Raw genomic sequence first — 9,544 nt, forward strand, 5'->3', positions numbered from 1 at the left:
ATCCTCACACCGCCAGGCAGGCCGGACCGAGGAGCTGCTTCAGATCACCCTTGAGTGCCGACGACGGGTCCACGCGCAACTCATCTTCGAGCCGCATGACGGTCGTGCGCGGCCCGTTGTGCACGTGGAGATGAACCTCCGTCGGCCCAGGGTGCGCGGCCAGCACCTCTTTGAGGCGTCTGATCAGCGGAGGGCGGCAGGTGTCGAAAGCTATCCCCACTGCGAGCGGGGGCGGCGCGTCATTCACCGGCTTGGGGGATACCACGTCGGCGGCGATCAGCTTGACCGTTTCGTCCCGCCGGTCGAGGCGGCCCGTCACGAAGACGACCGCATCACCGATCAGGCTCGCGCCGTAAAGCTGGTAGGCGGCGGGGAACACCACCATCTCGATGCTGCCTTCCAAGTCCTCCAGCGTGGCGACGGCCATCATGTCGCCCTTCCGGGTGACCTTCCGCTGGACGCTGCTCAGGATGCCGCCGACCTTCACGGTCTGCCCGTCGGGACGGCTCTCGTCGTAGAGGGCGGCGATAGTGCAATCGGAAGCCGCCCGGAGGACGTCCTCCATGCCGGACAAGGGGTGGTCGGAGACGTACAGGCCGAGCATCTCCCGCTCGAACTGCAACAACGTCGCCTTGTCCCACTCTCCCGCCGGGATGCGCACGTCCACGACCTGGTCCGGGACCCCCGTGATGGCTTCGAACAGGGAGCCCATCCCGGCGGCCTCCTTCTTTTTGACCCCGGCCGTCGCTTCGACGGCCTGCTCGTGGACGATGAACAGGCCCTTGCGGGAGTGGGGGAACGAATCGAAAGCGCCCGCCTTGATCAACGACTCGACTGCGCGTTTGTTGCAGACGACCGGCGGCGACTTCCGGAGGAAATCACCGAACTCCACGAAGGGGCCCTTCTCGGCGCGCGCCGACAAGATGCCGGACACAACGGCATCGCCGACGTTGCGGACGGCTGACAGGCCGAACCGGATGTTGGTGCCTTGTGGGGTGAAGACGCGGTCGGAGTCGTTCACGTCCGGTGGAAGCACCTTGATGCCCATCCGGCGGCACTCGTTGAGGTAGGGGGCTGCCTTGTCCTTGTCACCCCCGACGCTGGTCAGCAGCGCCGCCATGTACTCCGCGGGGTGATTGGCCTTGAGGTAGGCCGTCCAGTACGACACCAGCCCGTACCCGGCGGTGTGCGACTTGTTGAAGGCGTAGTCGGAGAAGGGGAGCAGGATGTCCCACAGGGTCTTGACTGCTTCGGCCGAATAGCCGTTGTCCCGCATGCCCTGCTCAAACGCCTCGTACTGCTTGTCCAGTTCGGCCTTCTTCTTCTTCCCCATGGCGCGGCGGAGCAGGTCGGCGCGGCTCAGGGAGAACCCGGCGACCTTCTGCGCGATGGCCATGACCTGCTCCTGGTAGACGATCAGACCGTAGGTCTCGCCGAGGATCTCGCTGAGCGGCTCCTCCAGCTCCGGGTGGATTGGGGTGATGGGCTGCTTCCCGTTCTTCCGCAGCGCGTAGTTGACGTGCGAGTTCGCCGCCATCGGCCCGGGGCGGTATAGCGCCAGGGCGGCGGCGATGTCCTCGAACGCATCCGGGCGGATCATGTGAAGCAGGGCGCGCATTCCGCTGCCGTCGAGCTGGAAGATCCCCAGGGTTTCCCCGCGGGCCAGTAGCGCATAGGTGGCGGGGTCGTCGAGGGGGAGAGTCAGCAGGTCTATTCGCTTCCCAGCGTTCACCTCGATCATCTTCAGGCAGTCGTCGATGACGGTGAGGTTGCGCAGGCCCAGGAAGTCCATCTTCAACAGGCCGATGCTTTCGCAGGTCGGGTAGTCGAACTGCGTGATGACGGCGCCGTCGGACTCGCGGCGGGACACGGGCAGGACATCGAGCAATGGTTCGGCGGACAGGATGACCCCGGCGGCGTGTACGCCGGTGCCGCGGGTGAGGCCTTCCAGTCCGCGGGCGGTGTCGATGACCTGCTTGGCGGAGTAGTCGCACTCGTACAGGGAGCGCAACTCCCCGGCCTCGCCGTACCGGGGGTGCTTGGGGTCGGAGATGCCCGACAGGGGGATTTCGACGCCTTGCGTAGCAGGGGGGAACGCCTTGGAGATCTTCTCGCCGAGCGCGTAGGGAAGCCCGAGAATCCGGCAGGCGTCCTTGACGGCCGCCTTCGCCTTGATCGTGCTGAACGTGACGATCTGCGCGAAACTGGCCTCGCCGTACTTCTCGGCGACATACCGGATCATGTCGGCGCGGCGCCGCTCGTCGAAGTCGAGGTCGACGTCGGGCATCGACACGCGGTCCGGGTTGAGGAACCGCTCGAACAGCAGGGAATGCTCGATGGGATCGAGCTCGGTGATCCGGGTGACATAGGCAACCATGGAGCCCGTCGCGCTGCCCCGCCCGGGGCCGACCGCGATGCCGTTGTCCCGCGCGTAGCGGCAGATGTCGGCGACGATCAGGAAGTAGGAGGAGAACCCCATGTTCTCGATGACGCCGAGCTCGTAGTCCAGGCGGTCCATCACCTCCTGGGAGGGGGTGTCGCCGAACCGCTCCCGCACCCCCCGGGCGACCTCAGCGCGCAGCCATGAATTCGGGGTGTACCCCTCCGGGACGGGGAAACGCGGCATGAGCTCGCGGGGTGCGAACACCTCGTCATACGACCCGACGCGCTCGGCAATCACCAGGGTGTTGTCGCACGCCCCAGGCACGGACTGGTCCCACATGTCCCGCATCTCCGCGGCGCTCTTCAGGTAGTAGCCCGAGCCGTTGAAGCGGAACCGGTCAGGGTCGTCCTTGGTCCGGCCGACGCCGACACACAACAGGCTGTCGTGGGCGTCAGCCTGATCCTCAGTGACGTAGTGCGAGTCGTTGGTCGCCAGCGGGGGCAGCCCCAGCGCCTTGGAAATCCTCAGGAGGCCGTCCCGGACCCGCCGCTCAATGTCCAGCCCGTGGTCCATGAGCTCCAGGAAGAAGTTCCCCTTGCCGAAAATGTCCTGGTAGTCGGCGGCCGCCCGTAGCGCCTTGTCGTACTGCCCAAGCCGCAGGCGGGTCTGAACCTCCCCGGACGGGCACCCGGTCGTCGCGATGACACCCTCGGCGTAGGCGGATATGAGCTCCCTGTCCATCCTGGGCTTGCGGTAGAAGCCCTCCAGGGAAGCCAAAGACGACAGCCGGAACAAATTCCGCAACCCGGCGGCGTTCTCCGCGAGCATCGTCATGTGCAGGAACGCGCCGCCGCCGGAGACGTCACCGCCCTCGCCTGAGGTGTCGCTGGACGCGCGACCGGTGTTCCCCCAGAACACTGGCTTCTTGTGGTGGCGGGACTCCGGCGCGACATACGCCTCAATGCCGATGATCGGCTTGACTCCGGCCGCGGTGACCTTCTTGTGGAAGGCGTAAGCGCCGTGCATGTTCCCGTGGTCGCTCATCGCGATAGCGGGCATGCCCTGCCGGGCGGCCTCGCCCGCCAAAAGGTCCAGCTTGGCGGCGCCGTCGAGCATCGAATATTCGGTGTGAACGTGCAAGTGTGTAAAGCTCTTCATGATTCTCCCCTCTCGCGCTCGTTCTGCTCGGCAACGTCCTGGGTAATGCGGAAATACTGCGCGGCCTTCTCGTGGATCTCCGCAGAGTCCGGTCGGCCGCTGACAGCCGCTAGCAGCGCGCTGTACTGACGCTGGAGACGGTCACGCTCTCGGGTGAGCTCGCGGCGCTCCCGACGCATCTCGGCAATCTCGGCGACCGCCGGAGTGCATTCACACGGTCCCTCTGGGTCGTACAGGCGGGGCCAGCACCCGGGGACGAACAGCTTGTCCCCGGGCCGGTCGGAAGGCTCCCACCAGTGGCAGATGAGAGCCGTATTGATCAGCATTGGCGTGAACGTGGCCTTGTTCCCTCGGCCACGCCCGTCTCCGGGTCGGCCAGGTAATGCTTGCAGTCGTAGCGAAGGGAAAGCTCTCCCTCGCCGGTCGGCTTCCACTCCGCCGGGGTCTTGCCTAGGTAGGCGTACAGCAGGAGCGGGCAGCCCGGCCCGTGTTTGCCGCCGCGCCCGGTGCGGTCGTGTTTGCAGGTGTCACACCACCGGCCAGTCCAGGCGTCGCCTTCGGTGGAGTTGCTGAACGGCGGCGTGTCGGCGGCGGTGCGCTCGATGTGCTCGTAGCTCGGCGGCGCCTGCGGTTCGGGGGTGACCCGCCAGTCCCCGTGGAGCTCGCTCACGCCGCCCGCCCCAGGTAGTCGGACTCGCCCTTGGAGTTGACGTTGCGGTATTCCTTCACGCCGTCGACGCCCATGTCGGCCTTCACGACCCACTCGACGGGCTGGGGTGGGAGTTGGTGGCAGTCGCAGTCGCAGGAGTCGGTGTGGCCGCCCAGCCCTTCGGGCGGAGGGGTCACGTGCACACGGCACCAGTTGCACACGAACGGCGGCTGCTGCTCGCACGACACCACCATCCCGGTCGCGAGGGTTGTGCCGTTGTCCCAGACCAGCCCCTGCACCTTGTCCCCAGGCTGGTAGGGGGGCTTGGCTTTCCTGGCGGCCATCAGCCGTTCACCTCGCGCAGGCGCGCCGCCTCGGCGCTGAGTGCGTCGGCGAGCTGCTGGCACGCCTCGGCGTTCATGACGGGGTCCAGGCGCACGCTGCGACGGTTCATCGTGGTGAGGCAGACGTACTCCGGGGTGTCGTCCCACTTCTGCCGCCACCAGCCGACCCGGCCGTACTGGTCGCTAGTGTCGTAGTAGGTGATCTCCGAGGCGTGCATTTCGTTGAGCGGGTGATCGGTGACGCACCACGGGGGGCAACCTTCGGGGCGCTCGTCGCTGGGGTCAGCATCCATTGGTGTCCTCCTGGGGGATGTAGTTGAGCTCCTGCATCGCCGCCCATGCCGCCGCCGCAGCGATTGCGGCGGCGTCTTCGGCGGTGAGGGGATCGCGGTCCTGCGTGTGAGCGCGGAGCCGGTCGCGGATGCGCTTGTACAGCAGGTCCTTCGGTTGGAGTCCGGCGCCGGAGCGCTCCAGCCAGTCGGGGTTGAGCATCGGAGCGGGGGCGCGTTGCGGCCTCTCGGGCGGCTCACCGGCACGGCCGCGCCAGATGACCAGAATCGCCCAGTTGTCGCCTCCGATCAGCGGGCGCCAATACGAGCGGCGCTTGATCTCCGGGGCGGCCATGAGGCGTGCGTAGGTGGCCAGGCTGGACATGGGGGAACCTCGGAACAGCTTCATCGGGTGCGCTCCGCCCACATCCCGGCGAAGGCGGCGCAGCCGCGCAGCTCCCGGTCGACATCGTCGAGCCGAATGGCCGTAGAGTGCCCAGCCCAGCCGCATCGCTGGGAGTCACTTCTGACACTCCAGGCGGAGACGATGTAGGGCGAGTAGTCCGCAAGGTGGGGGAGGTAGCGGATCCGCCCGACCCGGCCCGGGAGCTGGCCGCCGTCGAGGGCGAAGGTCACCTGATGCAAGTTCGCCACTTCGGCGTAGACGATGTCGTGAATGCCGCCGAGGCGCTCACAAGTCTCCGCGGTGATGGCGTCTAAGGCCTGCTGAAGAGGCTGGGGAATCGTCATAAGTCCTCCTGCTCTCGGGGCGCTCATCCCGAACACCCCCGATACTACAGGTACTTAGCTCTATGCGGCAAGGGAGTCAAGCTCGAACCACACGACCGCCCCCGCCTCATCGCGGTAGTACCCCCACCGGTCCGCGAGAGCCTCCATGATGGCAACCCCGCGGCCGTTCATCGCGTCGTCGTCGCGCGCGCGGACGCACGGCGCGCCGGAGCCGCCGCCGTCGTGAACCTCCACGTGAACGCAAGCCCCGTCGACCAGTACGTCGACTTCGAACACCCCACCCGGCGCCCCGGAAACGGTGTGGCGGACCGCATTGGTAGCCAGCTCTGAAACCAGGAGGACCGCGTCGTCAGCGCGGCCGCGCCCGCCAAGAGCGTCAGCGATGAAGGTGCGGGCGCACTGCACAGCCGCGGCGGTGCCGGGAAACTGCTCTCGGATGATCGCCTTCATCGGAGGTCCTGTCGGTCGTGCCGCGGCGCGCGGTACCCCTGATATACCGGTTCGCGATCTAGGGGAATCGCCGGACGGCGTAACGTCTTCGCCATCCCCCGGCGGCCTTCCGTCAGCCTCATTCGTCTCATGGCGTCCTCCACAGCGGGCTGCCGGGTCGCTCGTCCGGCCGTAACCCTGGTGTACCCCGCTCAACCTGCAAGCACAACGAAAAGACAGGTACTTAGTCCGGTCAAGTAAGGCGCGCCGCGCCTTCCCGCCCCTCCCGTACCTGTACTTTCAGAACCACTCCCTCCCGGGATGCAGGCGACGGCTACATCCAACTCGTTATTGGTCCAGTACACCGCCGCCGACGTGATTCGGGAGGGGCCCCGACACTTCGCGGTGCGCCCGGGATGCAGACGACGGGTACATCCTTTTGGGATCGCAGGTTCGACTCCTGTCCCCGGTTCCCGGTTCGCCGGTTCGCCGGGGGTTGATGGCAACAAGTCCCGCCGTCACCTTGATTCGGGCGCGCCGTGAAGCCCTCAGAGAGGAACACCGGCGGTGTCGAAACTCAACCGGCGCACCAGCAACGCGGCACGCCCCACCGGGGGCGGCCCCATCCGCGCCCTGGCCGAACCTGAAACCCTCACCTACGAAGGCGCCGCCGGATACACCCGCGACCTCCTGTCGGACTTCCTCCTCCTCGGCGTCAGCATGCCGACCGAAGGGTCCTTCTATGAGACGGCCGATGCCCGGCTGTCCCGCTTCACCGGCCTCGCCCGCACAATCGGCCGCGACAACCCCGAATGGATGACCGGCTGCATCCGGCACCTGCGGCGGCACGCCCACATGCGCACCGCACCCCTGGTAGCGGCCACCGCCATGGCGCGCGCCCGCCAGGAAGCCAAACTTCCCGGCTACACCCGCCAGGCCGTCAACGCCGCGGTCGACCGCGCCGACGAACCCGGCACCCTGCTCAACATGTGGCTCACCTCGTACGCCTCCGCGCGCTACGAACGCCACCTGCGGCCCCTCACCCTTCCCAAAGGCCTGCGCCGCGGCCTGGCCGACGCCGTCTACCGCCTGTACAACCAGCGGTCCACCCTGAACTGGGACAGCCGCGAGGCCGCCGTACGGTTCGGCGACGTCGTCGAACTCATCCGGCCCGCCACGCACCGCCCGGCAATCCGCGGCACCGAACAAGGCGCCCTACTGGCTTACCTGCTTGACCGGCGCCACAACCGCGACAAGCCAATCCCCGAGCAGCTCGCGACAATCCGATCCTTCACCGAACTCATGGCCGTCCCCGCCGACCAGCGGCGCGACCTGCTGCGCTCCTGGGGGCCCGAGGCGACATACCGGCTGCGCCAGGCCGGGATGAGCTGGAAGGCCCTCACCGGGTGGCTGGAGACCGGCATGGACACCGAAGCGTGGATCGTCGCGCTTCGCCTCATGCGGTACGAGGCCCGCCTCAACAACCTCCGCAAGTTCGATCGCGCGGGCATCCCCGACGAGTTCGCCGCCGAAGTGGCCGCGCAACTCGCCAACCCCGACGAGGTCGAACGCGCCCGCATCCTGCCGATGAAGGTCCTGGCGGCCTACCTCAACACCGACTCCGACCGCTGGCGCCAGCCCCTGGCCGACGCCTTGACGGCCGCGCTGCCCCGCATCCCAGAGCTGCCCGGCCGAACCCTGGTCCTGATCGACACCTCCGCCAGCATGCGCCACGAGGTGAGCGACCATTCGTCCATGCAGTACATCCACACCGCCGCCCTGTTCGGCATTGCCCTGGCCGCGCGCAACCCCGGCAAAGTCGACGTGTGCGGCTTCGCCGACTACACCTTCCAGTTCCACGTCCCGCCCGGCTACGTGTCGGTTCTCCAGCAAGTCCGGGAATTCACCCGGTACATCGGATACGTGGGGCACGGCACCAAAATGTGGTCAGCTCTCAGGACGGCATTCAACGGCCACGACCGCATCATCATCTTGTCCGACGAGCAAGCCGCCGGTCCCGGCCACCACAGCTTCTCCGGCCAAGACCCAGTGACCATCCACCAGGCTGTGCCCGCGGGGGTCCCGCTGTTCGTGTTCAACATCGCCGGATACCAGCCGTCGGCGATCCCCGCGGGCTTCCCGAACATCCACGAACTGTGCGGGCTGAACGACCTGTCCTTCGACCTCATCCCGCTCATCGAGGCCGGTCAGCGCGCGAACTGGCCGTGGATGAACACACGTGATAGCGAAGCCGCCGCCTAGAATAGGTGGGTACACACGCTGAGAGGGCGGTCCCGTTCGGGGCCGCCCTCTCAGCGTTCTTCGCCGCCGCGACGTCTAGCTGTCGAGCGCATCACGCAACTGCTCGACCAGCTCGCGCACCTCGCTCTCGGACATCAGGCCCGCCCGGGTTCGCAGGCGGAACGAAAACAGACGGTGCAAGTCCCCTAGTCTCACGTCGGGGGCTACGCGAACCAGCCTCCCGTCCGGTCCCCGCTTCACGACATCAGCGTGCTGATACCGCTCGATCACCACAGGGGCGTGCCCGCTGATCAAGAACTCCTCGAATGACAGGGTGCTGACTTGCGCACCCCCGTCGAGGTCGGAAGCGGCGTCGGCGAAGTCGCCGAGGAACCTCCGAGTGAGGATGACCTCCTTGAGACTGCGGCGCCCCGGACGGACAAAAAACGCCACCTCGCCGTCGTCGACGAATGAGTCTGACGGAAGCCGGTCCACCAGCGCGCGGAGCTCCTGACCGATTTCTCCGTCCAGGGACGTCATTGTGCGGCTGATCATGAAGTACCCCAGCCACAGCATCGCCGCCACGATGGCGACGACGGCAACCCACACCCAGTGGCCCCGCTGCCCCAGCGACACCGCAAGCACGACCAGTTCCACCGACATGACGGCGTTGAAAACCAGGACGCGCTTCGCAGCGCTACTCGGCCACAACTGCGACGAAAGCGTCATCCCTCAGCCGCCGGGTCGCCGTACAGGGCGTCCTCCTGGGTCGCCTCGCGCTCCAGCTTCGCCGTCGCCTCCTCGTAGACGCCCCGGGCGGCACCGGCGGCCGCGGCCGCCCCGGCGACGACGGCCCTCAGCGTGGCGTCTTCCGCGCCGTCCGGCAGCGGCGCCCACCTGGTGGTGTACACGACGTACACCCACTCGTCGGGGGAGACGTCGAGCACGCCCCGCATTCCTGTGTCGAAACCGGACAGGCCCTCGCTGAAGTCGTCGGCGAGCTGGATGTTCACGGTGTAGCGGCCGTCGACCAGGATCAGGTCGAGCCGGTCACCGCATGCGCTGTCCTCGATGTACTCGGCCTTCAGCCCCGCCTCGGAGAGCTTCGCCATGATGGCGGCGAGCGCGGCGGTCGTGAGGGTCTGCGGGGGTGCGGTCTCGTGCATTGTGCCTCCAGTGGGGGTGGGTGTTCTTCTTCGGTGAAAACGTAGCGCGCGGCCCCGACAGGGCGGGGACGCACCCCAACAAAGCCATAACCACCGGACGAGCTCGGGCCACAAAACCAAAGAGACCCGCCGGCAGCAGCGGATGGGCTCAAAGA

The 9,544-nt window shown here is 67.2% G+C and carries 11 protein-coding genes; 1 reads left to right on the top strand and 10 read right to left on the bottom strand.

Features of this window, described 5'->3' with window-relative positions:
* Positions 1 to 4: 4 nt before the first annotated feature.
* The 8 genes from dnaE to AB0B72_RS19890 are packed head-to-tail and all read right to left on the bottom strand — an operon-like array spanning position 5 to position 6,003.
* The gene (gene dnaE, locus AB0B72_RS19855) at positions 5 to 3,544 is read right to left on the bottom strand and encodes a DNA polymerase III subunit alpha (RefSeq protein ID WP_367740315.1); all 3,540 of its coding nucleotides are present in this window, start codon (positions 3,542 to 3,544) and stop codon (positions 5 to 7) included.
* Positions 3,538 to 3,867, bottom strand: coding sequence for a hypothetical protein (locus AB0B72_RS19860; protein WP_367740305.1), 330 nt, complete (start codon positions 3,865 to 3,867; stop codon positions 3,538 to 3,540). The genes dnaE and AB0B72_RS19860 overlap by 7 nt, the downstream gene beginning before the upstream one ends.
* A complete protein-coding gene (locus AB0B72_RS19865) occupies positions 3,861 to 4,211 on the bottom strand; it encodes a hypothetical protein (RefSeq protein WP_367740306.1) in 351 nt (116 codons plus the stop codon). Before AB0B72_RS19865 ends, AB0B72_RS19860 begins: the two co-directional genes overlap by 7 nt.
* Positions 4,208 to 4,534, bottom strand: a complete 327-nt coding sequence (locus AB0B72_RS19870; RefSeq protein WP_367740307.1) for a hypothetical protein — start codon at positions 4,532 to 4,534, stop codon at positions 4,208 to 4,210. Before AB0B72_RS19870 ends, AB0B72_RS19865 begins: the two co-directional genes overlap by 4 nt.
* A complete protein-coding gene (locus tag AB0B72_RS19875) occupies positions 4,534 to 4,827 on the bottom strand; it encodes a hypothetical protein (protein WP_367740308.1) in 294 nt (97 codons plus the stop codon). Before AB0B72_RS19875 ends, AB0B72_RS19870 begins: the two co-directional genes overlap by 1 nt.
* Positions 4,817 to 5,212, bottom strand: a complete 396-nt coding sequence (locus tag AB0B72_RS19880) for a hypothetical protein (protein WP_367740309.1) — start codon at positions 5,210 to 5,212, stop codon at positions 4,817 to 4,819. The genes AB0B72_RS19875 and AB0B72_RS19880 overlap by 11 nt, the downstream gene beginning before the upstream one ends.
* Positions 5,209 to 5,553, bottom strand: a complete 345-nt coding sequence (locus tag AB0B72_RS19885) for a hypothetical protein (protein ID WP_367740310.1) — start codon at positions 5,551 to 5,553, stop codon at positions 5,209 to 5,211. The genes AB0B72_RS19880 and AB0B72_RS19885 overlap by 4 nt, the downstream gene beginning before the upstream one ends.
* A gap of 60 nt (positions 5,554 to 5,613) precedes the next feature.
* Entirely contained in the window at positions 5,614 to 6,003 is a 390-nt protein-coding gene (locus AB0B72_RS19890) for an ATP-binding protein (RefSeq protein ID WP_367740311.1), read from the bottom strand.
* A gap of 546 nt (positions 6,004 to 6,549) precedes the next feature.
* Here AB0B72_RS19890 and AB0B72_RS19895 point away from each other — a divergent pair.
* Positions 6,550 to 8,244, top strand: a complete 1,695-nt coding sequence (locus tag AB0B72_RS19895) for a VWA domain-containing protein (RefSeq protein WP_367740312.1) — start codon at positions 6,550 to 6,552, stop codon at positions 8,242 to 8,244.
* A 75-nt stretch (positions 8,245 to 8,319) separates the two neighbouring features.
* Here AB0B72_RS19895 and AB0B72_RS19900 read toward each other — a convergent pair whose 3' ends face one another.
* Positions 8,320 to 8,886: a hypothetical protein gene (locus AB0B72_RS19900; protein WP_367740313.1), complete on the bottom strand. Its 567-nt coding sequence runs from the start codon at positions 8,884 to 8,886 to the stop codon at positions 8,320 to 8,322.
* A 62-nt stretch (positions 8,887 to 8,948) separates the two neighbouring features.
* Positions 8,949 to 9,389 carry a hypothetical protein gene (locus AB0B72_RS19905; RefSeq protein WP_367740314.1) on the bottom strand — a complete coding sequence of 147 codons (441 nt, stop codon included), beginning with the start codon at positions 9,387 to 9,389 and terminating at the stop codon, positions 8,949 to 8,951.
* Positions 9,390 to 9,544: the final 155 nt, after the last annotated feature.

Origin of the sequence: Microbispora sp. NPDC049125 (genome assembly GCF_040802045.1) — a bacterium.
In the GTDB taxonomy this organism is placed as follows: Bacteria; Actinomycetota; Actinomycetes; order Streptosporangiales; family Streptosporangiaceae; genus Microbispora.